Raw genomic sequence first — 24,342 nt, 5'->3', positions numbered from 1 at the left:
TAGTGTTCTGGCTGCTTCATGATACCATCTGTGCGATCGACGGCTGGGTAGAAAAACAGCCCGCACCTTTGGCTCCACAGTTGCCCGGCCGATCGCAGCCCATAAGACGCAGCTTTAAGGAGCTCAAGTTTGGACCTTCAACTTTCCAGCCGAGTACAGGCGATCAAGCCTTCCCCCACCCTCGCAGTCACCAACAAAGCCGCAGAACTCCGCGCGGCTGGCCAGGACATCATTGGCCTGGGTGCTGGCGAGCCGGACTTCGACACCCCCGAGCACATCAAACAGGCAGCCATTGAAGCCATTAACAACGGCCAGACCAAGTACACCGCCGTTGATGGTACGCCGGCCCTGAAGAAAGCGATTATTGCGAAGTTCAAACGGGACAACGGCCTGGATTACGAAGCCAACCAGATACTGGTAAGCAGTGGTGGCAAACAGAGCTTTTTCAACCTGGCACTGGCCACACTGAACGAAGGCGACGAAGCCATCATCCCCGCGCCTTACTGGGTGTCTTACCCGGACATGGTGCTGGTAGCGGAAGGCAAGCCGGTGATCATCGAAACCACCGTAGACACCCGCTTCAAGATCACCCCGGAACAGCTGGAAAACGCCATTACCGAGCGCACCCGCCTGTTCGTGATCAACAGCCCGTCCAACCCAAGTGGCATGGCCTACTCCCTGGAAGAGCTGCAGGCCATTGGTGAAGTGCTGAAAAAGCACCCGAACATCATGATCGCCACAGACGACATGTACGAGCCGATCCTGTGGACCGGCAAGCCGTTCTGCAACATCCTGAACGCCTGCCCGGAACTGTATGACCGCACCTTCGTACTGAACGGCGTGTCCAAGGCCTACTCCATGACTGGCTGGCGTATCGGCTACGCGGCCGGCCCGGCGAAAATCATCGGCGCCATGAAGAAAATCCAGTCCCAGAGCACCTCCAACCCCTGCTCCATCTCCCAGGCTGCCGCGACTGCCGCCCTGGATGGCGACCAGGCTTGCGTGGGTGAAATGGTCAAGGCATTCAAAGAGCGCCACGACTGGCTGGTAGACGCCCTGAACAAACTGCCGGGCGTTGAATGCCCCTACGGCGACGGCACTTTCTATGTATTCCCGAGCTTCCAGGGCGCCATCGACGCCACTGAAGGCGTGAGTACAGACGTAGAATTCGCCGAGAAACTGCTGACCGAAGCCGGCGTTGCACTGGTTCCGGGTTCTGCCTTCGGCAGCCCCGGCCATATGCGTTTGAGCTTCGCCACCAGCATGGATAACCTGCAAAAAGCCATCGAGCGTTTGCAGAAAGCCCTTGGCTAAAAATTTTAGTCAGGGGGTTGACGAGGCGGTATAGCCAACTTAATATACGCGCCTCGTCACATGACGACGTTCCCCGATAGCTCAGTTGGTAGAGCAACGGACTGTTAATCCGTTTGTCCCTGGTTCGAGCCCAGGTCGGGGAGCCACTATTTCGAAAGCCCGCTAGTTCTCTGAATTAGCGGGCTTTTTTGTTATGCCTCGTTTATGGTTTTCTTCCTGGGGCTAATGGTGGCATTGTCTGGTTCTGGCCCTAGCCTGCGGGGCCTGGAGTATGGCGAGGTGGGGAAGACCTTTCCGAAAACCGCTCCTTACGGCACATCCCTGTGGCGCTTCTGCTCCGCCATCCATGGCTCCGCAAATTTTCGGAAAGGTCTTCCCCACCCCGCCATTTGGACACTGCCAGTATAGGCAGCCAAAAGCCCGGAACAGTGTAGTGAGGTCCCCACCCCTAACACCGCAAATAACAAGCAAGACCACTTGGATCTCTTAACGACTATGCCCGCATTTGCCAGAAGGGAGCGGATGGGTGTCCCTCCCGAAAATTTCGGAGGCCATGGATGGCCGGAGAGAAGCGCCACAGGGATGTGCCGTAAGGAGCGGTTTTCGGGAGGGACACCCATCCGCGCCCTACCCGCGAACCCGGCAGGCTAGGTGCGGAGTGGGCGCTTTAACCAAAGTTAGACTGACACCACCTCAGCGTGAATGGCCTCCAAGGCAGCCAGGGGGTCAGATGCCTGGGTAATCGGGCGGCCGATGACGAGGTAGTCGGAGCCGGCTTTGAGGGCATCGGTTGGGGTCATGATGCGTTGCTGGTCGCCTTTGTCGGCAGTCAGGGGGCGGATTCCCGGGGTGATTAGCTGGAAGTCGGCACCCTGCTCAGCTTTCAGGCGCGGGGCCTCCTGAGCGGAGCAGACGACGCCATCCAGGCCGCAGTTCCTGGTGAGGGCTGCCAGGCGGGATACCTGGGCTTCTGCGGAGTCGGTGATGCCGATGCCGGCGAGGTCGGCGTCAGACATGCTGGTGAGCACGGTAACGGCAATCAGCAAGGGCTTGTCAGCACCAAAGGACTCCAAGCGCTCGCGGCAGGCCACCATCATCTTTTCGCCGCCGGAGGCGTGCACGTTCACCATCCAGACGCCCAGGTCGGCTGCCGCAGCAACGGCGGCAGAAGTGGTGTTGGGGATGTCGTGGAATTTCAGGTCCAGGAACACGTCAAAGCCCCTGCCCTGCAGCGACTTGACCAGTTCCGGGCCGGAGCGGGTGAACAGTTCCTTGCCGACTTTCAGGCGGCACTTGGCCGGGTCCAGCTGGTCAGCGAGGGCCAGCGCGGGGTCTTGGGACGGAAAGTCCAGGGCGACGATGATTTTCGGGTCGTTAAGGATTTGCACAGTAGAGTTCCGCATTCGGTAAATTAAGTTCGTTATTCCGCTTCGACGCCCTGAATGGGCCTGACGGTTTCCCATTGCTTGCAGCTCGGGCACAACCAGTGCAGTTGCTGGCCGGAGAAACCGCAGCTTACGCAGCGGTATACTGGCCGGTTGGCGAGGATCAGGTGCCCTATCCGGCTTACCAACCGGCCTTCATCGGTGGTCATGCCCTTTTCATATCCGGCAATTTCAACCAGGCGCAGCAAGCCGCGAACGGAGGGCCGGAGTTCCAGCTCCTGGCGCAGCAGGTCGATCGCTGCCGGGCGCCCTGCCGAGCGCTCGACGGATTCTACCAGCGCCAGCAGCAAACTGGTGCCGGGATATTGCTCGTAGAGTTTGCGCAGTTTCTTCGCCAACCGGCCTACGTCGCCATGCTCCCGCTCTAATTTCATCAGACGGTCCACGGCTTCCGGGCCAAAGTCCGGATTCTGCTCGAATACTTTCAGGCTTTGATTGCCGGCCTCCCGATAGTTGCCCTGGCGTATCTGCATTTTCATCAGCAGAAGGGTCGCTCTGACACAGGAGCGATCGTAATCGAGGGCTTCCTTGGCCAGCTTCTGGGATGTCCAGCGGTCGTCTTTGTTCAGAGCCGCATCGGACAGTTCGCAGGTTATGTAGGCCAGTGTCTTGAACATGGCGGGGTCAGCATCGGAGCGGGTCAGCGTCTGGGCCACCTGGGCGGCTTTCTCCCATTCCCGTTCCTGCTGGTACAGCTCGATGAGCTCCCGGGCAGCCCGGCGGCCGTACTCGCGATCGCCCATTAACTGGTGAAACAGCGCCTCGGCCCGGTCAAGGAGACCGGCGTTCAGGTAATCCATGGCCAGTTCAAAGGTAACCTGGGGGGTGTAGCGTGCCGGCAGCTCCGGACGGGCAAGCAGGTTCTGGTGTATCAGAATCGCCCGGTCGGTTTCGCCCTTGTTGCGGAAGTGGCTGCCAATAGAGAGATGAAGGCTGACGGTATCCCGGTTAACAGCCAGGGACTGCACGAAGTTTTCGACCGCCTGGTCAGAATAGTTGGTAAAGAGAAACTGCAGACGATCCCGAACCGAATCTTCGTTATCAATGCTCTTGCGGGAACGATGGCGCTGCTTACTGTAGCGGCCAACGACCCAGCCGGCGGCAACCGCTACTGTCAGAAGCAGCCAGTTAAACACCATATCCATTACAGCGTCCGGTCGTTTTCGGCCCTGGATTTTTCAAGTGCCTGCTCGGCACGATCAAGTCGTTTTTGAAGGTTACGGCGGGATACCGAGGTGCGGAAAGTTCCGAGCATGGTAATCAGCACGCCAATCAGCGCGCCAATCACAAAGGACATGATAATCCAGACTGCCACACCGTGAGGCTGGGTCTCAAACAACAGGAAATTAAGCGAGACCGCCATCTGGTTGTTGAGCGAAAACACCAGCGCCAACAATATAAGAAGCAGAACCAGAACGGTGATAAGGATCTTCTGCAGTCCAGCCATGTCGTTTGCGCTCCAGACGGGCAAATCGCCCGATGCTACGGTGTCCTTTGATCAGTGCGGGCGTGGTTCAGAAGCCTTTTTTCAGACTGTCGTTCACCTGCTCACGCAACTCTTTACCAGGCTTGAAGTGGGGCACAAACTTGGCAGGCAATTGAACCGCTTCCCCGGTTTTCGGGTTGCGACCGGTGCGGGCTTCCCGGTGATGCAGGGAAAAACTACCAAACCCCCGGATTTCAATTCTTTGACCATCAGCAAGAGCCTGGGACATATGCTCGATGACCGTTTTAACCGCGAGCTCAACATCCTTGACGGAGAGCTGAGTCTGCTTCGAGGCAATCAGTTCTACCAGTTCGGACTTCGTCATGAGGCGTTTCCCTCTGTCGTTATTATTCCGTGGTCACTTACCGGATTCCTATGCCTCTAGTTTAGCCAAACCAGAAAAAAACACAAAAAAAACGGGCTCTTAGAGCCCGTTTTTTTGACACCAATCGGAATTTTATTCCTTGTTGGCGTTCTGCTGCTGCATCTGTTCCTTGATCAGGTCACCGATAGTGGTGGCACCTGAGGACTCAGCAGCCTTGCTGCGTACATTTTCCAGGGCCTGCTTGTCGTCCTCTACGTCTTTGGACTTAACAGACAGGTTGATGACGCGGTTCTTGCGATCAATGCTGATGATCTTCGCTTCAACTTCTTCGCCTTCCTTCAGAACGTTACGCGCGTCTTCTACGCGGTCACGGCTGATTTCGGAAGCCTTCAGTACCGCTTCAACTTCTTCGTTCAGGGCAATGGTGGCGCCTTTGGCGTCAACTGCAGAAACAGTACCCTTAACGATGGAGCCCTTGTCGTTCAGCTGAACGAACTCGGCAAACGGATCGCTTTCCAGCTGCTTGATGCCCAGGGAGATACGCTCACGCTCGGGATCAACAGACAGGATAACGGTTTCAACTTCGTCGCCCTTCTTGTACTCGCGAACGGCTTCTTCGCCAGTCTCGTTCCAGCTGATATCGGACAGGTGAACCAGGCCGTCGATGCCGCCATCCAGACCGATGAAGATACCGAAGTCAGTGATTGACTTGATCTTACCGGAGATGCGGTCACCCTTGTTGAAGTTGCTGGAGAAGTCTTCCCACGGGTTGGATACGCACTGCTTGATACCCAGGGAGATACGACGACGCTCTTCGTCGATATCCAGGATCATCACTTCAACTTCGTCACCTACCTGAACAACCTTGGACGGGTGGATGTTCTTGTTGGTCCAATCCATTTCGGATACGTGAACCAGACCTTCCACACCTTCTTCCAGCTCGGCAAAGCAGCCGTAGTCAGTCAGGTTGGTTACGCGTGCAGTAACCTTGGAGCTTTCCGGGTAACGACCTTTGATGTCGACCCACGGATCTTCGCCCAGCTGCTTCAGGCCCAGGGATACGCGGTTACGCTCGCGATCAAACTTCAGGACCTTAACATTGATTTCGTCGCCCACATTCACGATTTCGCTCGGATGCTTGATGCGCTTCCAGGCCATATCAGTGATGTGCAGCAGGCCGTCAACACCGCCCAGATCTACGAACGCGCCGTAGTCGGTCAGGTTCTTGACGATACCCTTGATTTCCAGACCTTCGGTCAGGGTTTCCAGCAGAGCTTCACGCTGCTCGCTGTTTTCAGCTTCCAGAACGGCGCGGCGGGAAACAACCACGTTGTTACGCTTCTGGTCCAGCTTGATAACCTTGAACTCGAGTTCTTTGTTCTCCAGGTGCGCAGTGTCGCGAACCGGACGAACGTCTACCAGGGAACCCGGCAGGAAGGCACGGATGCCAGCCAGATCAACAGTGAAACCACCCTTGACCTTACCGTTGATGATACCCTTAACAACTTCTTCAGCTTCGAAGGACTTCTCGAGCACCTTCCATGCTTCAGCGCGCTTGGCCTTCTCACGGGACAGACGGGTTTCACCGAAACCGTCTTCAACTGCATCGAGAGCCACATCGACAACGTCGCCGACAGCTACTTCCAACTCGCCTTTTTCGTTCAGGAACTGGGAGGCGGGGATAACGCCTTCGGACTTCAGTCCGGCGTTAACGGTGACCCAGTCGTTATCGACGTCTACAACGGTTCCCTGAACAATGGAACCCGGTTGCATATCGATTTCTTTCAAACTTTCTTCGAAAAGATCCGCAAAGCTCTCGCTCATTATGTGCCCTATATGATCAACGCAAGTGTGCTCCGTGCCGCCAGCAACACGGTCTGTTAGTGATTTCCGGAATCAGCCAGCGGCTGGCAATTTGCGCTGCTTCCGGCATTCTAACGACAAAAAGGTGTAGTCAGGCCTGACCTGCTGCGGCCATACACCTGTCTAACACCTCTTCTATACTCAAACCCGTAGAATCAATGACTTGCGCATCATCTGCAGGCTTGAGAGGGGCCGCTGAACGGTTCATATCCCGCTCGTCACGTACCCGTATCTCTTCCAAAAGGGCGTCAATATTAACATCGACACCCGCTTGCATCAACTGGTTGTAGCGTCGCCTGGCCCGTTCTTCGGCGCTGGCGGTCAGGAAGATCTTGACCGGCGCGTCCGGGAACACCACGGTTCCCATATCACGGCCGTCTGCCACCAGGCCCGGTAACTGGCGAAAATCCCGTTGCCGCTGCAGCAGGGCATCGCGAACCGGCTGCATAACCGCAACCTTCGAGGCGTTATCACCACAGGTTTCGGTACGGATTTCCGAGGTGACATCCTCGCCGGCCAGAACCACTTTAACCGGGTGCCCTTCCCCGGTCGGCTCGAACGCCACATCCAGGGTCGCCGCCACTTTCACCAGCCCGGCTTCATCGTCCAGAGCAACGCCCTGCCGGGTTGCCGCCAGGGCAGTCAGGCGGTAGAGCGCGCCACTGTCCAGCAGGTGCCAGCCCAGTTTCCTGGCCAGCATCTGGGTGATGGTGCCTTTGCCGGAACCGCCCGGGCCATCAACGGCGATTACCGGAGCCTTGGTCTGGGTCATTACTGAACACCTTCTGTACTGATCTGAATTCCTGTCTGCTTTGCCAGCTCAACGAAGCCCGGGAACGAGGTAGCCACGTTCGCACAATCGTTGATACGGATCGGGCCGTTAGCCCGCAACGATGCAACGGCAAACGACATGGAAATCCGGTGATCTTCATGGCTTTCGATGGTGCCGCCACCTATTGTCTGGCCGCCGTCAATAATGATGCCATCCGGCGTTACCGTGGTTTCCACGCCCAGAGCGGCGAGGCCGTCAGCCATCACCTGAATACGGTCGCTTTCCTTCACCCGCAATTCCTCGGCGCCGCGCAGCACGGTGCGACCCTCGGCACAGGCGGCAGCAATGAACAGCACAGGGAACTCGTCAATGGCCAGCGGCACCTGGTCTTCCGGGATATCAATACCCTTCAGGCTCGCGGAGCGAACCCGCAAGTCAGCCACCGGCTCGCCACCAATCACCCGCTCTTCCAGCACCTCAATATCCGCGCCCATCTGGCGCAGAATATTGATCACACCAACACGGGTCGGGTTCATACCGACATGGCGCAGGGTCAGGTCGGAATCCGGGGCAATACTTGCCGCCACCAGGAAGAACGCTGCCGAGGAAATATCCGCCGGCACATCGATTGCACCGCCAGTCAGCTTGCCACCGCCGGTAACGCTGGCAGTGGCGCCATCATGATGCACGTGGTAGCCGAAACCCTGCAGCATGCGCTCAGTATGGTCGCGGGTAGGAGCTGGCTCGGTTACGGAGGTCACACCTTCGGCGTACAGCCCTGCCAGCAACAGGCACGACTTCACCTGGGCACTGGCCACCGGCATGTCGTAGTGAATACCAGTGAGGTGCTGCCCGCCCCGGATCTTCAGGGGCGGACGCCCACCTTCTGCGGTATCAATCACCGCACCCATGGCGCGCAACGGGTCGGCTACTCGGCCCATTGGGCGCTTGGACAGACTGGTATCCCCGGACAGTTCGGAGTCAAACGGCTGCGCAGCCAGCAGGCCGGCAAACAAACGCATCGCAGTACCGGAATTGCCCAGATACAGCGGGCCCCGAGGCGCCTGCAGGCCGTTCATGCCAACACCGTGGATGCGGACAAACCCGTCTTCCGGGCCTTCAATCGTTACACCCATATCCCGGAACGCCTGCAAAGTCGCCAGGCTGTCTTCGCCTTCCAGGAAACCCTTAACCTCGGTAATTCCCTCAGCCAGGGCACCCAGCATGATGGAGCGGTGAGACATGGACTTGTCACCCGGCACCCGGATATCACCCCGGACAGAACCGCCGGGTTGCATTAGGAAAGTCACCTGCTTGTCACTGTTATTCGTCACGTAAGCCTGCCCTGAAAGCATCTTGGAAAAATGTTCACGCGCCGCCTTGGCGCGACTGAATACCCGAAGCAGCGTAGCGCCATCACCGGCGGCGATGGCAGACCGAAGCTGGTCGAGGTCCTGGGTAAAGTGGTCAATCACCCGCAGCACAGCATCGCGGTTTGACAGGAAAATGTCGTGCCACATGACCGGATCGCTGGCGGCAATCCGGGTAAAGTCCCGGAAACCGCCGGCCGCGTACCGGAAGATGTCCATATTCTCGTCTTCACCCGCCAGCGTGTCCACCAGCGAGAAAGCGATCAGGTGCGGCAAATGGCTGGTAGCCGCCAGCACTTCGTCATGATAGGCCACAGACATGGTCAGCACCGTGGCTCCGGTGCCTTCCCACAGTGCCGTGAGCCTGCTGACACCTGAAGGAATCGCGCTATCGGCCGGCGTCAGGATGACTTTATGGTGGGCGAACAATTCCGGATTAGCCGCGCGAATACCGCTCTTCTCGGAGCCGGCAATGGGATGCCCGGGAATAACATTTGCGGGCAAGGTGCCGAACACCGCCTCCACATCCGCAATAAAGCTCGACTTGGTGCTTCCGACGTCGGTCAGCACGGCATCTTCTGCAAGAAACGGCTGAATCTGCTCGAGCACAGCACGGGTGGCCCGAACCGGAACCGCCAGCACGATAAGGTCACTGCCCTGCACCGCCTGCTCAAGACTTCCAGCGGCCTCGTCAATAACGCCGAGTTCAACCCCCAAAGCCGCATCTTCCGCTTTGCGGTCGAATCCCACTACGGTACCGGCCAGCCGGTACTTGCGCATTGCGCTGGCCAGTGAACCGCCGATCAGGCCCAGGCCTATAACGGCAACACGACGGAAAACAGGCTCAGGTGCTGCCAAATCAGCCTCCCTCACCCGCTGATACCAGTGCCTCGGCAAGAGCATCCAGAAAACGATCGATCTCTTCCGGCAGGCCCACAGAAACCCGAAGGTGACACGGCATGCCATAGCCGGCTACCGGGCGCACAATAACCCCGTGCGCCAGCAAAGCCTGGTACACACCGGCCGCCTGCTCGCCCACTTCTACCGCCACGAAATTGCCGGCGGAGGGAATGTAAGGCAGGCCCATCCGGTCAAAGCCTTCGCACAGCTGGCGCAGCCCGGCTTCGTTCACTTCCCGGGAACGGTTCAGATAGGCTTCGTCTTCCAGGACCGCGGTGGCAGCCGCCAGGGCGACGGTGTCTACGTTAAACGGTTGGCGTACGCGGTTGAGAATATCGGCAATTTCCGGCGAGCTGATGGCATAGCCAACCCTCAGAGCAGCCAGCCCCCAGGCCTTGGAGAAGGTGCGGCAGACGATCAGGTTCGGGAATCGCGCCAGCAGCTTGGTGCCGTCCGGGTATTCATCGCCGGTCAGATACTCGCAGTAGGCTTCGTCCAGAACCACCAGCACCCGCTCCGGAATGCGATCCAGGAACGCTTCAATGGCGTCAGCTTCATGCACGGTTCCGGTGGGATTATTCGGGTTGGCTACGAACACCAGCTTGGTGCGGTCTGTTACAGCAGCGGCCATGGCGTCCAGGTCATGGCCCCAATCCCTGGCAGGTACTGAAACGCCCTTGGCCCCGATGGCCTGGGTGACAATGGGGTAAACGGCAAAGGCATACTGGGAGAACACCACTTCGCTGTCGCTGTCAGCAAAGCAGCGGGCGATCACTTCCAGCACATCGTTGGAGCCGTTGCCCAGCGTGATCTGGTTCATGCCCACGCCAAAACGCTTCGAAAGCGCCTGCTTCAGGTCAAAACCGTTGCCGTCCGGGTACAGGCACATCTCTTCCAGCGCCTTACGGGCGGCAGCCATTGCCTTGTCACTGGGCCCCAGGGGATTCTCGTTGCTGGCCAGTTTAACAATCTCCGCGGGGTTCAATCCCAGCTCACGAGCCAGCTCCTCAATGGGCTTGCCCGGCTGATACGGAGACAGAGCCTGAACACCTTTCACCGCAAGACTCTGGTAATCCACTGCCATTCAACTTTCCTCCGGTTCCGGTCTGTGAAATCTTAAAGAACACCAATGGGGTATGAGCCCAGGCGTTTGAGCTCCACAGCTTCCTGATCAATTTCAGCGAGTACTTTTTTAACCTGTTCGTCGTCCATATGCCCTTCGAAATCGATGTAGAACACATAGGCCCAGGTGCCACTGGGCGACGGACGGGTTTCAATACGGGTCAGACTGATGCCGTGGCGATGGAAGGGCTCCAGCACGGCGTAAAGCGCACCCGGCTTGTTCCGCATAGACACCAGCACTGATGACTTATCCTGGCCGCTGGCAGGCACCTCTTCCTGGCCGATAATCAGGAAGCGGGTGGTGTTGTCCGGCCGGTCTTCAATACTGTTGGAAAGCTTTTCCAGCCCGTACAGCTCTGCCGCCATATCACCGGCAATCGCGGCAGTGCCCGGCTCTTCAGCCGCACGGCGGGCCGCTTCTGCGTTGCTTGAGACGGTAATCCGTTCAATGCCGTAACGATGGGTATCCAGCCACTGGCGGCACTGGGCAAAGGACTGCTGGTGGGAATAAATCCGGGTGATTTCCTGGTCTTTGTGCTTGGGCGAGACCAGCAAATGATGGTGAATCCGCAACTGCACCTCACCGCAGATTTTCAGCGATGAGCCAATAAACATATCCAGCGTGTGGTTAACCATGCCTTCGGTGGAGTTCTCCACCGGCACCACGCCGTATTGAGCCGCGCCAGATTCCACTTCACGGAACACGGCATCAATAGCCGGCAGCGGAACACTGATCACGGAATGGCCAAAATGCTTGAGCGCCGCAGCCTGGGTGAAGGTACCCAGGGGGCCCAGGAACGCGATGTGCATCGGCTTTTCCAGGGCCAGGCAGGCCGACATGATTTCCCGGAACAGGCGGGCCATCTCTTCCGCCGGCAAAGGCCCCGGGTTCTGCTCCTTGATGCGGCGCAGAACCTGGGCTTCCCGCTCCGGACGGTAGAAGAACACATCCTGCCCCGGATTGGCTGCCATCTTCACGTTAGCCACTTCCTGGGCGCATTTGGCGCGGGCACTGATCAGCTGCATGATCTGCTGATCAAGGCTGTCTATTTCATCCCGCAGCTCACCCAGACGGGTCTTCTCGTCCGTCATGATCAGCCCCGCTCCTTCGCAAATTCCGCCATGTAGGCAATCAACGCATCCACACCCTCTTCCGGCATGGCGTTGTAGATGCTGGCTCGCATGCCACCGACCGAACGGTGGCCCTGCAGGTTCAGCAGGTGCCGGGCTTCAGCACCCTTCAGGAACTCGCCGTTGAGAGCATCGTCCGCCAGGGTGAACGGCACGTTCATCCAGGAACGGAAACGCGGTTCGATCGGGTTGGCATAGAAATCGTTGGTGTCGATGAAGTCGTACAGCTTCTTCGCCTTGCGGGCATTCAACTCGCCCATCGCCTTCACGCCACCCTGCTCTTTCAGCCACTTGAACACCAGGCCGGACAGGTACCAGGAATAGGTCGCCGGCGTGTTGTACATGGAATCGTTATCGGCGATGACCTGATAGTTCATCATCGTTGGCGTTTCCTTGCGGGCCTTGCCCAGGAGGTCCTTGCGGATAATCACAACCACCAGGCCAGACGGCCCGATGTTCTTCTGGGCGCCGGCGTAAATCAGCCCGAACTTGTTGATGTCTACAGGGCGCGACAGCATGGTGGAAGACATGTCCGCCACCAGCGGCAACTTGCCGCTGTCCGGAATGAAATCGTATTCCAGGCCACCAATGGTTTCGTTCGGCGTGTAATGCAGGTACGCCGCATCGGCATTCGTAGTCCATACCGCCTGGTCCGGAATGGTGGTAAAACCGCTCTCTTCAGAGCTGGCCACCACATTCACGTTGCCGTAGCGGCTGGCTTCTGCAATGGCTTTCTTGGACCAGATACCGGTGTTCACATAATCGGCAGAGGTCTTTTCAGCGAGCAGGTTCAGCGGGATGGTAGAGAACTGGCTGGAAGCTCCACCCTGCATGAAGAGTACGGCGTAATCGTCTGATATTCCTGCAAGTTCCCGAAGGTCTTTTTCAGCCGTTTCGGCAATCGCCACAAACTCGTCACTGCGGTGACTCATCTCCATCACCGACATGCCGGTGCCGCGCCAGTCGAGCATTTCGCTCTGAGCCTGCTTCAGCACAGCCTCCGGCAAGGTGGCCGGACCCGCACAGAAATTAAACGCCCTGCTCATTCTTCGGTTTCCTCGCCTTCAACGTCTACGTCAACGCCCGCGTCGGTATCTTCCGCATCGGCATCGTCAGATTCTGCAATCCGCTCAACTCCCACCAGGCGCTCGTCTTCCTGCGCCAGGCGAATCAGGCGAACACCCTGGGTGTTCCGGCTGAGTACAGAAACCTCATCGGTACGGGTACGCACCAGCGTGCCCTTGTCCGAAATCAGCATCATCTCGTCGCCTTCGAACAGCTGCAAAGCGGTTACCAGGTTGCCGTTACGCTCGGAGCACTGCATGGCGATAACGCCCTGACTGCCACGGCTGTAGGCCGGGAATTCGTCGATGGCGGTACGCTTACCGTAGCCGTGTTCACTGGCGGTGAGAATTACGCCACCGTCCTGCGGAATAATCAGCGACACCACATGGTGGCCTTCCGGCATCTTGATACCGCGCACACCACGGGCAGTCCGGCTCATGGGCCGCACCTGGTCCTCGCGGAACCGCACCGCTTTGCCGGCGGTAGAGAACAGCATTACCTCGGCGGAACCGTCAGTGATGGCTGCACCAATCAGGGTATCGCCTTCGTCCAGGTTCAGGGCAATCAGGCCACTGCTGCGCGGACGGGAGAAGTTCGGCAGCGGGGTCTTCTTGACCACACCGGCAGAAGTAGCCATCAGCACAAACTGGTCTTCCGGATAATCACGCACCGGCAGGAAGGTGGTAATACGCTCACCTTCGTCCAGCGGCAGGATATTGACCATCGGGCGACCACGGGAACCACGGCTGCCACGGGGAATCTCGAATACCCGCAGCCAGTACACCTTACCGCGGTCGGAGAAGCACAGAATGGTATCGTGGGAGTTAGCGACCAGCAGCTTCTCAATAAAGTCTTCGTCTTTCATCGAGGTGGCAGCCTTACCGCGACCACCACGGCGCTGGGCCTGGTAATCTTCAACCGCCTGGGTCTTGGCATAACCACTGTGGGAAATGGTGACCACCAGGTCTTCTTCGTCAATGAGGTCTGCGATGGTCAGGTCACGCTGGGAACTGGTGATTTCGGTACGGCGCTCGTCACCAAACTCGGACACCACAGCTTCCAGCTCTTCACGGATAACCTGCATCAGGCGGTCCGGATCACCCAGGATTTCCAGCAGGCCGGCAATCTTCTCGAGGATTTCTTTGTACTCGTTCTGGAGCTTTTCGGTTTCCAGGCCGGTCAGGCGGTGCAGGCGCATATCCAGGATCGCCTGGGTCTGCTCCGGTGACAGGTAGTACAGGCCATCACGCAGGCCGTAGAATTCCGGCAGGTCATCCGGGCGGCAGGCATCTTCACCAGCACGTTCCAGCATGGCCAGAACGTCGCCGGGCGCCCAGCCCTTGGACATCAGCTTTTCCTTGGCTTCAACAGAACTCGGCGAAGCCTTGATCAGCTCGATCATCTCGTCGATGTTAGCCAGGGCTACGGTCAGGCCTTCCAGGATGTGACCACGCTCACGGGCCTTGCGCAGCTCATAGATGGTCCGACGGGTAACCACTTCGCGACGGTGGCGCACAAAGGCGTCGAGCATCTGCTTCAGGTTCAGGATCTTCGGCTCGCCGTTCAGCAGCGCAACCATATTGATGCCGAACACTGTCTGCAGCTGGGTGTGGGCGAACAGGTTGTTCACCACCACTTCCGGGTTTTCACCACGGCGCAGTTCGATAACAACCCGGATACCTTCCTTGTTGGACTCGTCACGCAGCTCGGTAATGCCCTCAAGGCGTTTTTCCTTGACCAGTTCGGCGATCTTTTCGATCAGCTTCGCCTTGTTCAGCTGGTAAGGCAGCTCGGTGATGATGATCGCATCGCGGTTGGTCTTGTTGTCGTGCTCGATCTCGTGACGGGCACGAATGTAAATACGACCACGGCCGGTGCGATAGGCCTCGACAATGCCTGCACGGCCGTTAATGATGCCCTGGGTCGGGAAATCCGGGCCCGGAATGTATTCCATCAGTTCATCGATGGTCAGGTCCGGGTTATCAATCAGCGCCAGGCAGCCGTTAACAACTTCGGTCAGGTTGTGGGGCGGAATGTTGGTGGCCATACCCACGGCGATACCGGAGGAGCCGTTCACCAGCAGGTTCGGTACGCGGGTGGGCAGGACTTCCGGAATACGCTCGGTGCCGTCGTAGTTGTCTACGTAGTCGACCGTTTCCTTTTCCAGGTCCGCCAGCAGCGAGTGCGCCATCTTCTCCATGCGGATTTCGGTGTAACGCATGGCGGCCGCGTTGTCGCCGTCGATGGAACCGAAGTTACCCTGGCCATCAACCAGCGGGTAGCGCAGCGAAAACGGCTGAGCCATACGAACGATGGTGTCGTATACCGCAGAGTCGCCATGGGGGTGGTATTTACCGATAACGTCACCCACCACACGGGCAGACTTCTTGTACGCCTTGTTCCAGTCGTTACCCAGCTCGGACATGGCGAACAGAACCCGCCGGTGCACCGGCTTGAGGCCGTCGCGCACATCCGGCAGGGCCCGGCCAACGATAACGCTCATGGCGTAATCGAGGTAGGACTGTTTCAATTCGTCTTCAATATTGACCGGCAGGATCTCTTTGGCTAACTCACCCATCGAGAAAGGTTCCTTTGCGTTATCTGGAAGTCGTTACGGGGCCTTTTTCCGCACCCACATTTATTCTTCAACAAGCCGCCAAGCATACCACAGTCCACCCCTCGCCGGGGCAACTGTGGTAAAGCCTTAATCAAACACTACGGTCTTGTTTTCATAGGTAATCACGCGGTCTTCAACATGCGACCGGAGCCCGCGGGCCAGTACGTTCTTCTCAACGTCCTTACCAAGGCGAACCATGTCTTCGATGGAGTCGCGATGGCTGATGCGAATAACGTCCTGCTCGATGATCGGGCCTTCATCAAGATCCTGGGTTACGTAGTGGCAGGTAGCTCCAATCAGCTTCACACCACGGCTGTAAGCCTGGTGGTATGGCCGGGCACCAGCGAAAGACGGCAGGAAGCTGTGGTGGATATTGATCACCTTGCCCGCATACTTTTCACACAGGGCAGCCGGCAGGATTTGCATGTAACGGGCCAGAACCACCACATCGGTTTCGTACTGTGCGAACAGCTCTTCAATGTGGGCAAAGGCTTCGGCCTTGTTTTCCTTGCTCACCGGCACGTGGTGGTAGGGAATGTCATGCCATTCCACCATCCGGCGCAGGTCATCGTGGTTCGAGATAACCGCCACGATTTCGCAGTTGAGTTCCTTGCTGTGCCAGCGGTGCAACAGGTCGGCCAGGCAGTGGGATTCCTTGCTGCACATCAGGATCACCCGCTTGGGGCGGGCAGAATCGGCAATGTGCCAGTTCATGTTGAACTCGCGGGCAATCGGCTCGAAGGCTGCGCGGAACTGGTCCAGCCCGAACGGAATCGATTCGGCCTTGATCTCGTGCCGCATGAAGAACCAGCCGGACTGGGTATCTGAGTGGTGGCTCGCCTCGGTAATCCAGCCATTGTAGGTGGACAGGAAATTACTCACCTTGGCAACAATTCCTACCCGGTCCGGGCAGGAAATAACAAGACGATAGGTATGCTCCATGAAGCCTTTCCTTAACTTGAATCCGGGAAAGCGGGTGCGACGGGGAACCGGCAAAACAAAGTTTGCGGCAAACGATCGGAACGCACCGTTAAAAATGACCGGCTATGATAGCCTATCTGAAAGCCAGAAACGAGGAGTGAGCGCATGGACAGACTCAACCACAGCCTTTTAAAGAAAATCCCTCTGAGGGGCCTGTGGCGCCTTACAGCCGCCAGCTTGTTCGCAGTTGCAACCACTGCTGCGGCAGCCAGTAACCAGGCCATTCTGGAAGGCGAGCGCTTTCATCCCGTTCAAGGCACCCAGGGCATGGTGGCCACCAGCCACACACTGGCGTCGGAAGTGGCCCTGCAGGTTCTCAAGAACAGCGGTAACGCCGTAGACGCTGCGGTAACCGCCGGCTTTGCCCTGGCTGTCACCCAGCCCCGCTCCGGCAACATCGGTGGTGGCGGCTTCCTGCTCTACGCGCCGGGCGATGGCTCCGCACCGGAAGCCATTGACTACCGGGAAACCGCGCCGGCGGCCGCCACCGAAACCATGTTCCAGGATGAAGACGGCAATGTGGTGAACGAGCGCAGCCGGTTCAGCCATAAAGCCGCGGGCGTTCCCGGCACCGTGGCTGGCCTGGCCATGGCCCTTGAACGCCATGGCACCCTGTCGCTGAAAGAAGCCCTGGCGCCGGCCATTCGCCTGGCCAGGGACGGCTTTGTAGTGCCACACCGGTTTACCGAGGGGCTGGAACAGGCCCGGGATCGCCTGCAACGCTGGCCCGCCACCCGCGATACCTTCTATAAGGAAGACGGCTCCGCACCGCAGCCGGGGGAAACGTTCAGGCAACCGGAGCTGGCCGCTACCCTTCAACGCATTGCTGATCAGGGCATCGAGGGCTTTTACCGGGGCGAAACCGCCCGGCTGATCGTGGAAGAAATGCAGCGCGGCGACGGGCTGATTACCCTGGAGGACCTGGCCAGCTATCAGCCTGCGGTCCGCCAGCCGGTACAGGGGAACTACCGGGGGTACGATATTTTCTCCATGTCACCGCCCTCTTCTGGCGGCACCCACATCGTCCAGATCCTGAATATTCTTGAACACTTCCCCATTGGCGAATGGGGGCACAATTCCGCCAACACCCTGCACCACATGGCCGAAGCCATGAAGCTGGCCTACGCCGACCGGGCCGAATACCTGGGCGACACCGACTTTGTGGAGGTGCCCCTGGCCGGGCTGACGAGCAAAGACTACGCCGCAGAACTGCGCAAAGGCATTGCCCCGGACAAGGCCCGCCCGTCCCTCGAGATCAAGCCCGGCCAGCCCGCGGTATTTGAAAGCCCGGAAACCACCCACTTCTCGGTGGTGGACCGTTGGGGCAATGCCGTATCCAACACCTACACCATCAATTTCAGCTACGGCTCCGGCATCACCGTGGCCGGCGCAGGCTTTTTGCTGAACAATGAAATGGACGACTTCAGCGCCAAGCCAGGCGCCGCCAACGCCTACGGCCTGATTGGTGGCGAAGCCAACAAGATTGAACCAGGCAAGCGTATGCTCAGCTCCATGTCGCCCACTATCGTGCGTAAAGACGGCAAGAATGTTCTGGTCACCGGCAGCCCGGGCGGCTCTCGTATTATCACCACCACCTTGCAGGTAGTGATGAATGTGATCGACCATAATATGAACATACAGAGTGCCGTCAGCGCCCCCCGCATGCACCATCAGTGGCTGCCGGATGAGATTCGCATCGAACAGGGCATCAGCCAGGACACTATCGAATTGCTTGAGTCCCGGGGCCATGTGGTGAGTACCAGTACCGCCATGGGCGCCATTCAGAGCATCATGATCGGCGAAGACGGCACCCTGTTTGGCGGCGCCGACCCCAGGCGAAGCACTTCATCCGCCATGGGCTTCTAATCAGACAGGAACGTAGTAATGGAACCTGAAAAGCAAGGACAAGACCAGACGCCACCACCGGCCGTACCTAACCAGTTGTCATTTTTATGGTTAAGCGCGGCCATCTTCCTGATGTTTCTGTGGCTACAGGACAGCGGCCAGCCGCAACAACAGGAACTGGCCTACTCGGAGTTCAAGGAAGCCGTGTTGAGTGGCCAGGTCTCGGAAGTGACTCTGCAGAACGAGGAAATCCGTGGCCAGTTTACAGACTCCGGCAGCAGCCAGTTCAGCTCTGATACCGGCCCGGCGTCGCGCAGCTTTAACACCGTGCGCCCGCCGGTTGAAGACACGGAGCTGCTGGCCTTGCTGGAACGGCAGGAAGTCACCATTCGCGGAGCCCGCTCTGGCAGGCCCTGGTGGCAGGAGCTGATTCTCGGGTTCCTGCCCTGGATATTGCTGCTGGCGCTGATGTTCTGGTTCTGGGGCGCGGCCCAGAAACGCATGACCGGCGGCAACAGCCCCTTCGACTATGCCAAGTCAAAGGCCCGCAGGGCCCGCAAGGAAACCTCCACCACCACGCTGGATGACGTAGCCGGCATCGAGTCGGCCAAGCGGGACATCTCCGAGATTATCGACTTCCTGAAAACCCCGGAGAAATACCGCCGGCTGGGCGCCGTTATGCCCAAGGGCGTATTGCTGGTGGGCCCGCCGGGCACCGGTAAAACCCTGCTGGCCCGGGCCATTGCCGGTGAAGCCGAAGTGCCGTTTTTCAGCATCAGTGCCTCGGAATTCATCGAAATGTTCGTGGGCGTGGGTGCCGCCCGGGTGCGGGATATGTTCCAGAATGCCCGCAAGGAAGCCCCTGCCCTGATCTTTATCGACGAACTGGATGCCATCGGCCGCTCCCGGGGTGCAGGCCTCGGTGGTGGCCATGATGAGCGGGAGCAGACCCTGAATCAGATCCTGACCGAAATGGACGGTTTCGAGGCCCACGAGAACGTCCTGGTGCTGGCAGCGACCAACCGTCCGGATGTGCTCGACAGCGCCCTGCTGCGCCCCGGCCGGTTTGACCGGAAAATAACCCTGGACCGCCCCCACAAAGATGCCCGGGAAGCCATCCTGAAAGTCCACGTGCGCAAAGTGCCCCTGGCCGGCGACGTAAACCTGGCACAACTGGCCGCCCGCACCACCGGATTTTCCGGCGCGGATCTTAAGAACCTGGTGAACGAAGCGGCCCTGACCGCAGCCCGGGAAAACCGGGATGAGGTCACCGCGCACTGCTTCGAAGTAGCCCGCGACAGAATCATCCTGGGCGAAGAGCGGGACTCCCAGCTGACCCCGGAGGAACGTGAAGTGGTGGCCTACCACGAATGTGGCCACGCGCTGATGGCGTATTACATGCCCAAAGCCGACCCGCTTACCAAGGTGACCATCATCCCCCACGGCATGGCCATGGGCGTTACTGAACAGACTCCCCGGGAAGACAAATACAACTACACCGAAAGCTACCTTCGGGATCGCATCAAAGTGATGCTGGGTGGCCGCTCTGCGGAGAAAATCATTTACGGGGAAGTCAGCACCGGTGCCCAGAACGACCTGAAAGAAGCCACCAAACTGTTGCGCCGGATGATCGGCCAGTGGGGTATGAGCGAAAAGGTGGGGCCCCTGGGGCTTGGCATTGGTGAAGAGCATGTATTCCTCGGCCGCGAAATGGGCGCACCCCGGGAATACAGCGAAAAGCTTGCCGAAATGATCGATTCCGAAATCCAGACCCAGCTGATGGACCTGGAGCGTTTTACCGTCGCCTTTCTGACTGAGCACCGCAAAGAACTGGATGCCCTGGCCAAGGCGGTGATGGAGCGGGAAACCATGGAATCCGAGGAAATCGAACAGGTACTGAACGACGCCGGCAATCGCAAGATTGCCTGAGCGCCGCACATCCGGTCAGGGCGTTACCGTAACCGGCAGGTTCAGGGCCGACAACAGGGCTTCCGCGCCCTGATCGGCGAACAGGCTGCAGCTGCGGCTGACCACCAGCTGGCTGGCCCCCTCCTCCTGCATGGCCCGCACGGCAGCACCGGCACTGGCGGCCGGTATCTGCCGAACCCGCGCCGCAATGCCCTCACTCTGCAGGTACGCCAGGATATCTTCGGCTACCGACTGATCTATCTCGGAACCGGTACGCAGTAACACGCTCAACGGTTGATGACTGCGCCGCGCCAGCTCGGCCCCCACAAGCACTGCCCGGTGATTGGCGCCCTGGTCATGGTTGAGCAGAACCACCACGCGGTTCTGGCGCTGCACTCGGGGCTCCGCCCACAGAAGCACATCGCCCGGCGCCTGCCGAAGCAGAACCCGGGCCGTTGAACCCAGGCGGGCTCCGGGAATACCGGACCAGCCAACCCGACCCAACACCACCAGGTCTTGCGGCTGCACCAGGTTCAGAACCTCTTCCGCTACACGGCCCCGGCACAGCTTCAGGGTCTGGGCCAGGCCGCGACGAGCCATCGCCTGTTGTAATGAACGGCGGGCCGCCTCGGCCAGTGCCTGCATGCGGGCCTCGATTGCAGCTGAATCCAACGGGCGGGCCAGGCCGGAACTGCCGCCCACTTCCCGGGCAAAGCCGTACCCCGCCGTGCGCAGCAGGTTAACTTCTTCCACAAAGATGCCCAGAACCTCTGCATTACGGGCCGAAGCAATCTCTGCGGCGGCTTCCAGCGCGGCAAGGCTCAGGCGCGAGCCATCCAGCAAGATCAATACCCGGCCCGCTGGTGCGTCCGGTTTGTCAGTCGTCGCTGTTGTTGCCATTGCCATTGCCTCCGTTGCCGTTCTCCTTGCCGTCGCCTTTCTTCTTGCCAACTTCGGCAAACTCCGCCAGCCGATCCGCCACCAGCCGGTTGAACGTGTTCTCCGGGTAAACGCCATCAGCATCGGGAACACCGGCTTCCATACCGGTCATCAGCTCAATGGCCTGGTCGATGTGGCTGAGCGGATAGATAGTGAACCGTCCTTCCCGCACGGCGTCACGAACCTGTTCATTGAGCATCAGGTGTTCCACGTTGCTGGCCGGCAACAGGGCGCCATGACCATTCACGCCCCTGGCTTGTGTGCACACATTGAAGAAGCCTTCGATTTTTTCGTTTACACCGCCCACGGCCTGAACCTCGCCGTGCTGGTTCATGGAACCGGTCACGGCCAGAGATTGCTTCAGGGGAACGCCGGTAATCGCCGACAGCAACACGCAGGTTTCCGCCACCGACGCCGAATCCCCTTCCACGCCCCCGTAGGACTGCTCAAAAGCCAGGCTGGCCGACAACGACAACTCGCCCAGAGGCGCATAGCGGTTGGCCAGGAAGCGGGACAGGATCATCACCGCCTTGCTGTGAATGGGTCCGCCAAGCTTGGCTTCCCGCTCGATATCCACCACCTGGCCTTTGCCGGGGCGGGCCGTCGCGGTTATGCGGGTGGGCTGGCCGAAGCGGGTAGCGCCAATCTGCAGAACCGACAAGCCATTGATCTGTGCTGCCTGTTCGCCTTCGGTGGCAATCATCATCACGCCCCGGCGAATCTGCTCCAGGCTGCGCTCACGGATACGGCTGGCACGGTATTCCCGCTCATCAATGGCCTGCTGCACGTGAACCACTTCAATGCGGGCACTACCAGCCTGGGATGCCCAGTGGTCGGCCTCGCTGAGCAAGTCTTTCAGCACGCGGTCATGGGCGGTGAGCTTTTTCTGGTCACTGGCCAGCCGGCTCGCATGCTCGATTACCCGGGCAACGGCCGCACGGTCCAGCGCACGGATGCCGGACGACGGCGCCATGGTGGCAATCACCCGGGCATACAGGGGATAGCTCTGGTCGTCCCGGTCCAGGTCGTCTTCAAAATCGGCTTCCACCTTGAACAGGTCCAGGAAATCCGGGTCGTAGTGGGACAACAGGTAATACAACATCCGGTCACCCACCAGAACCACCTTCACGTTCAGGGGGATCGGCTCCGGCTGCTGGCTGACGGTGGTCGCCAGGCCATACAAACGCTCCAGCGACTCAATGCGGATTTCACCGGAGAACAGAATCCGCTTCAGGCTCTCCCAGGCCAGTGGCTGGGTGAGGATGCGGCGGGCATCCAGGATCAGGTAACCACCATTAGCCCGGTGCAAAGAGCCGGCACGGATCAGGGTGAAATCTGTGTACAGGTTGCCCTGGTGGGCCCGGTGTTCGATCTGCCCGGTCAGGTGTTGATGGTTGGGCAGGTCTTCATAGACCACCGGTGCGCCCCGGGTTTCTGCATTGTCGACCAGCAGGTTCACCCGATACCGGTTCAGCAACCCGGCAGGCGCACCGTTCTCGTTATCCTGGAAGGCCTCAGCGTGCTCCACCACGTCTTCCCGCACCGAATCCAGGTGGGCGACCACCGCCGGAACATGGCTCCATTTCTCACGCAGTTCGCCAATGGGGCCGCCAAGCGTGAGCTGCACCATCTCTTCATTGAGCTGATGTATCCGTTCCCGCACTTCCTTGCGCAACCGGGGAACCTGCTGAATCGCCTGCTGCAGCTTCTTCTGCAGGTCTTCCACCTTGGCTTCGACAAGCTCCTTCTCTTCATCAGAGAATTTCTTGTATTCCTCGGGCTCGATGACTTCGCCATTGCGCATGGGCGCAAAGGTAAAGCCGGCCGGCGTGGTGATCATGGCAATATTGTTGGCGTTTGCCTCTTCCTGGATGGCAAACAGGCCTTTTTGCTGCCGCCGGGTGACCTCTTCCTGAAGCTCCTGAATCCGGGCCTGGTATTCCTCGCTCTCGAAGGTAGCGGGAATAGCCGTTTTCAGCTCGTTGGCCAGGTCGTTCATGTCGCTTTTGAACTTGCGACCCTCGCCCGGCGGCAACTCGATAGCGCCAGGTTTGTCTGACTGCTGAAAGTTAAAAACATGGCACCAGTCACACGGCACCGGCTTGCCTGCGGCGTGGGTGGCCAGAAAACGCTTCACCAGTTCATGCTTGCCGGCGCCCGAGGGGCCCAGCACAAACAGGTTGAAGCCACTGGCGGCCATACTGGCTCCGAACTCCAGTGCCCGGAGCACCCGGTCCTGCCCGAACGGCAATTCCAGGTCTTCCAGTGCATCCGTGGTGTCGAAATCCAGCTTTTCAGGCGGACAGCGGTGGTAAATCTGGTCCTCGGTTAACGCCGCAGGTACAGCCATTCTTGCTCCTTAAGATTGCTTGCCTTCGAGTTTATCCTGGGTGCGCAAGTCAAAATCGCTCGCATCGTGGCGCTCGTGCAGCTGGGACGACAACTCGCCCCAGGCACGGTTCACCATGCGGCCACGCTGCACTGCCGGGCGCTTGGCCAGTTCATTCGTCCAGCGCAGTACGTTGGTATAAGTATGGGCTTCCAGGAATTCGGCGGCCTCATACACGGTATTCTTCACCAGCGAGCCATACCAGGGCCACACCGCCATATCGGCGATGGTGTACTCGTCACCGGCAACATACTGGTTGTCCGCCAGCTGCCGATCCAGCACATCCAGCTGGCGCTTCACCTCCATGGTGTAGCGGTTGATGGGGTACTCGTATTTTTCCGGGGCATAGGCATAGAAATGCCCGAATCCACCACCCAGAATCGGTGCGCTGGCCATCTGCCAGAACAGCCAGTTCATGGTTTCTGCGCGCCGGGCACGGTCCGTTGGCAGGAAGGCACCAAACTTCTCTGCCAGATAGAACAGGATAGAACCGGATTCGAATACCCGCACGGCCGGGTCTTCACTGCGATCCAGCAACGCGGGGATCTTGGAGTTGGGGTTAACCTCCACAAAACCGCTACTGAACTGGTCACCTTCCATAATCTGGATCAGCCAGGCATCGTATTCGGCTTCCTTGATGCCTTTCTCCAGCAATTCCTCAAACATGATGGTGGCTTTAACACCGTTGGGCGTTGCCAGGGAATACAGCTGGAACGGATGCTCGCCCACCGGCAAGTCTTTATCGTGGGTGGCACCGGCAATCGGGCGGTTGATGCTGGCAAACCTGCCGCCGTTGCCCTGCTCCCATTTCCAGACTTTCGGTGGCGTGTAGGTCGGATCGCTCATCAGTTGTTTCTCCCCTTTACGTTG

18 protein-coding genes and 1 tRNA gene are annotated in these 24,342 nt (G+C 58.9%); 4 read left to right on the top strand and 15 right to left on the bottom strand.

Annotated elements, in window-relative coordinates; all coding sequences use genetic code 11:
- The first annotated feature begins 129 nt into the window (after window positions 1-129).
- Together B9Q17_RS09270 and B9Q17_RS09265 are read left to right on the top strand one after the other, a co-directional pair.
- Window positions 130-1,314, top strand: a complete 1,185-nt coding sequence (locus B9Q17_RS09270) for a pyridoxal phosphate-dependent aminotransferase (protein ID WP_094625016.1) — start codon at window positions 130-132, stop codon at window positions 1,312-1,314.
- 70 nt (window positions 1,315-1,384) lie between these two features.
- Window positions 1,385-1,460: transfer RNA gene (locus B9Q17_RS09265), tRNA-Asn, on the top strand.
- A 531-nt stretch (window positions 1,461-1,991) separates the two neighbouring features.
- Here the strand turns inward: B9Q17_RS09265 and pyrF are convergent.
- From pyrF to purU, 12 genes are all read right to left on the bottom strand, one after another.
- Window positions 1,992-2,717 carry an orotidine-5'-phosphate decarboxylase gene (pyrF, locus tag B9Q17_RS09260; RefSeq protein WP_094625015.1) on the bottom strand — a complete coding sequence of 242 codons (726 nt, stop codon included), beginning with the start codon at window positions 2,715-2,717 and terminating at the stop codon, window positions 1,992-1,994.
- A 17-nt stretch (window positions 2,718-2,734) separates the two neighbouring features.
- Window positions 2,735-3,904, bottom strand: a complete 1,170-nt coding sequence (lapB, locus tag B9Q17_RS09255; protein ID WP_022990027.1) for a lipopolysaccharide assembly protein LapB — start codon at window positions 3,902-3,904, stop codon at window positions 2,735-2,737.
- On the bottom strand, window positions 3,904-4,206 hold the full coding sequence (locus B9Q17_RS09250) for a LapA family protein (protein WP_022990026.1): 303 nt from the start codon (window positions 4,204-4,206) through the stop codon (window positions 3,904-3,906). Before B9Q17_RS09250 ends, lapB begins: the two co-directional genes overlap by 1 nt.
- A gap of 67 nt (window positions 4,207-4,273) precedes the next feature.
- Window positions 4,274-4,570: an integration host factor subunit beta gene (locus B9Q17_RS09245; protein ID WP_022990025.1), complete on the bottom strand. Its 297-nt coding sequence runs from the start codon at window positions 4,568-4,570 to the stop codon at window positions 4,274-4,276.
- Window positions 4,571-4,702: 132 nt separating this feature from the next.
- Window positions 4,703-6,394: a 30S ribosomal protein S1 gene (rpsA, locus tag B9Q17_RS09240; protein ID WP_022990024.1), complete on the bottom strand. Its 1,692-nt coding sequence runs from the start codon at window positions 6,392-6,394 to the stop codon at window positions 4,703-4,705.
- Between the two features lie 130 nt (window positions 6,395-6,524).
- Window positions 6,525-7,205: a (d)CMP kinase gene (gene cmk / locus B9Q17_RS09235; protein ID WP_022990023.1), complete on the bottom strand. Its 681-nt coding sequence runs from the start codon at window positions 7,203-7,205 to the stop codon at window positions 6,525-6,527.
- Window positions 7,205-9,478, bottom strand: a complete 2,274-nt coding sequence (locus B9Q17_RS09230; RefSeq protein WP_425268614.1) for a bifunctional prephenate dehydrogenase/3-phosphoshikimate 1-carboxyvinyltransferase — start codon at window positions 9,476-9,478, stop codon at window positions 7,205-7,207. The genes cmk and B9Q17_RS09230 overlap by 1 nt, the downstream gene beginning before the upstream one ends.
- Window positions 9,435-10,559, bottom strand: coding sequence for a histidinol-phosphate transaminase (gene hisC, locus B9Q17_RS09225; RefSeq protein WP_094625013.1), 1,125 nt, complete (start codon window positions 10,557-10,559; stop codon window positions 9,435-9,437). The genes B9Q17_RS09230 and hisC overlap by 44 nt, the downstream gene beginning before the upstream one ends.
- Window positions 10,560-10,591: 32 nt before the next feature.
- Window positions 10,592-11,689, bottom strand: coding sequence for a prephenate dehydratase (pheA, locus tag B9Q17_RS09220; protein WP_094625012.1), 1,098 nt, complete (start codon window positions 11,687-11,689; stop codon window positions 10,592-10,594).
- A 2-nt stretch (window positions 11,690-11,691) separates the two neighbouring features.
- Complete coding sequence (serC, locus tag B9Q17_RS09215; protein WP_094625011.1) at window positions 11,692-12,774, bottom strand: 3-phosphoserine/phosphohydroxythreonine transaminase; 1,083 nt, start codon at window positions 12,772-12,774, stop codon at window positions 11,692-11,694.
- Window positions 12,771-15,371, bottom strand: a complete 2,601-nt coding sequence (gene gyrA / locus B9Q17_RS09210; protein WP_022990018.1) for a DNA gyrase subunit A — start codon at window positions 15,369-15,371, stop codon at window positions 12,771-12,773. The genes serC and gyrA overlap by 4 nt, the downstream gene beginning before the upstream one ends.
- 126 nt (window positions 15,372-15,497) lie before the next feature.
- Window positions 15,498-16,352, bottom strand: coding sequence for a formyltetrahydrofolate deformylase (gene purU / locus B9Q17_RS09205; RefSeq protein WP_022990017.1), 855 nt, complete (start codon window positions 16,350-16,352; stop codon window positions 15,498-15,500).
- Window positions 16,353-16,496: 144 nt separating this feature from the next.
- Between purU and ggt the strand changes: the two genes are divergently transcribed.
- Together ggt and ftsH are read left to right on the top strand one after the other, a co-directional pair.
- Entirely contained in the window at window positions 16,497-18,257 is a 1,761-nt protein-coding gene (ggt, locus tag B9Q17_RS09200; RefSeq protein WP_094625010.1) for a gamma-glutamyltransferase, read from the top strand.
- Between the two features lie 18 nt (window positions 18,258-18,275).
- A complete protein-coding gene (gene ftsH, locus B9Q17_RS09195) occupies window positions 18,276-20,165 on the top strand; it encodes an ATP-dependent zinc metalloprotease FtsH (RefSeq protein WP_094625009.1) in 1,890 nt (629 codons plus the stop codon).
- A 15-nt stretch (window positions 20,166-20,180) separates the two neighbouring features.
- On the opposite strand, the gene B9Q17_RS09190 is transcribed toward ftsH, so the two are convergent.
- From B9Q17_RS09190 to yghU, 3 genes are read right to left on the bottom strand one after another with little or no spacing between them, the layout of a single operon-like run.
- Window positions 20,181-21,044: a universal stress protein gene (locus B9Q17_RS09190; RefSeq protein WP_232901487.1), complete on the bottom strand. Its 864-nt coding sequence runs from the start codon at window positions 21,042-21,044 to the stop codon at window positions 20,181-20,183.
- Window positions 21,022-23,433, bottom strand: coding sequence for a Lon protease family protein (locus B9Q17_RS09185; protein WP_094625007.1), 2,412 nt, complete (start codon window positions 23,431-23,433; stop codon window positions 21,022-21,024). The genes B9Q17_RS09190 and B9Q17_RS09185 overlap by 23 nt, the downstream gene beginning before the upstream one ends.
- A 9-nt stretch (window positions 23,434-23,442) precedes the next feature.
- The gene (yghU, locus tag B9Q17_RS09180; RefSeq protein WP_094625006.1) at window positions 23,443-24,318 is read right to left on the bottom strand and encodes a glutathione-dependent disulfide-bond oxidoreductase; all 876 of its coding nucleotides are present in this window, start codon (window positions 24,316-24,318) and stop codon (window positions 23,443-23,445) included.
- Window positions 24,319-24,342 lie beyond the last annotated feature (24 nt).

It is taken from the genome of Marinobacter vinifirmus (assembly GCF_002258215.1).
GTDB classification, from domain to species: Bacteria; Pseudomonadota; Gammaproteobacteria; order Pseudomonadales; family Oleiphilaceae; genus Marinobacter; species Marinobacter vinifirmus.
Note: the sequence above shows the minus strand (reverse complement) of the source record. Positions and strands in the feature narration are given on the sequence as shown.

What these genes read in the sequence shown, in the direction of transcription:
- pyrF (WP_094625015.1), bottom strand. Translation starts at nt 2,717, where the DNA reads ATGCGGAACTCTACTGTGCAAATCCTTAACGACCCGAAAATCATCGTC.
- lapB (WP_022990027.1), bottom strand. Translation starts at nt 3,904, where the DNA reads ATGGATATGGTGTTTAACTGGCTGCTTCTGACAGTAGCGGTTGCCGCC.
- B9Q17_RS09250 (WP_022990026.1), bottom strand. Translation starts at nt 4,206, where the DNA reads ATGGCTGGACTGCAGAAGATCCTTATCACCGTTCTGGTTCTGCTTCTT.
- B9Q17_RS09245 (WP_022990025.1), bottom strand. Translation starts at nt 4,570, where the DNA reads ATGACGAAGTCCGAACTGGTAGAACTGATTGCCTCGAAGCAGACTCAG.
- rpsA (WP_022990024.1), bottom strand. Translation starts at nt 6,394, where the DNA reads ATGAGCGAGAGCTTTGCGGATCTTTTCGAAGAAAGTTTGAAAGAAATC.
- cmk (WP_022990023.1), bottom strand. Translation starts at nt 7,205, where the DNA reads ATGACCCAGACCAAGGCTCCGGTAATCGCCGTTGATGGCCCGGGCGGT.
- B9Q17_RS09230 (WP_425268614.1), bottom strand. Translation starts at nt 9,478, where the DNA reads ATGCTCTTGCCGAGGCACTGGTATCAGCGGGTGAGGGAGGCTGATTTG.
- hisC (WP_094625013.1), bottom strand. Translation starts at nt 10,559, where the DNA reads ATGGCAGTGGATTACCAGAGTCTTGCGGTGAAAGGTGTTCAGGCTCTG.
- pheA (WP_094625012.1), bottom strand. Translation starts at nt 11,689, where the DNA reads ATGACGGACGAGAAGACCCGTCTGGGTGAGCTGCGGGATGAAATAGAC.
- serC (WP_094625011.1), bottom strand. Translation starts at nt 12,774, where the DNA reads ATGAGCAGGGCGTTTAATTTCTGTGCGGGTCCGGCCACCTTGCCGGAG.
- gyrA (WP_022990018.1), bottom strand. Translation starts at nt 15,371, where the DNA reads ATGGGTGAGTTAGCCAAAGAGATCCTGCCGGTCAATATTGAAGACGAA.
- purU (WP_022990017.1), bottom strand. Translation starts at nt 16,352, where the DNA reads ATGGAGCATACCTATCGTCTTGTTATTTCCTGCCCGGACCGGGTAGGA.
- ggt (WP_094625010.1), top strand. Translation starts at nt 16,497, where the DNA reads ATGGACAGACTCAACCACAGCCTTTTAAAGAAAATCCCTCTGAGGGGC.
- ftsH (WP_094625009.1), top strand. Translation starts at nt 18,276, where the DNA reads ATGGAACCTGAAAAGCAAGGACAAGACCAGACGCCACCACCGGCCGTA.
- B9Q17_RS09190 (WP_232901487.1), bottom strand. Translation starts at nt 21,044, where the DNA reads ATGGCAACAACAGCGACGACTGACAAACCGGACGCACCAGCGGGCCGG.
- B9Q17_RS09185 (WP_094625007.1), bottom strand. Translation starts at nt 23,433, where the DNA reads ATGGCTGTACCTGCGGCGTTAACCGAGGACCAGATTTACCACCGCTGT.
- yghU (WP_094625006.1), bottom strand. Translation starts at nt 24,318, where the DNA reads ATGAGCGATCCGACCTACACGCCACCGAAAGTCTGGAAATGGGAGCAG.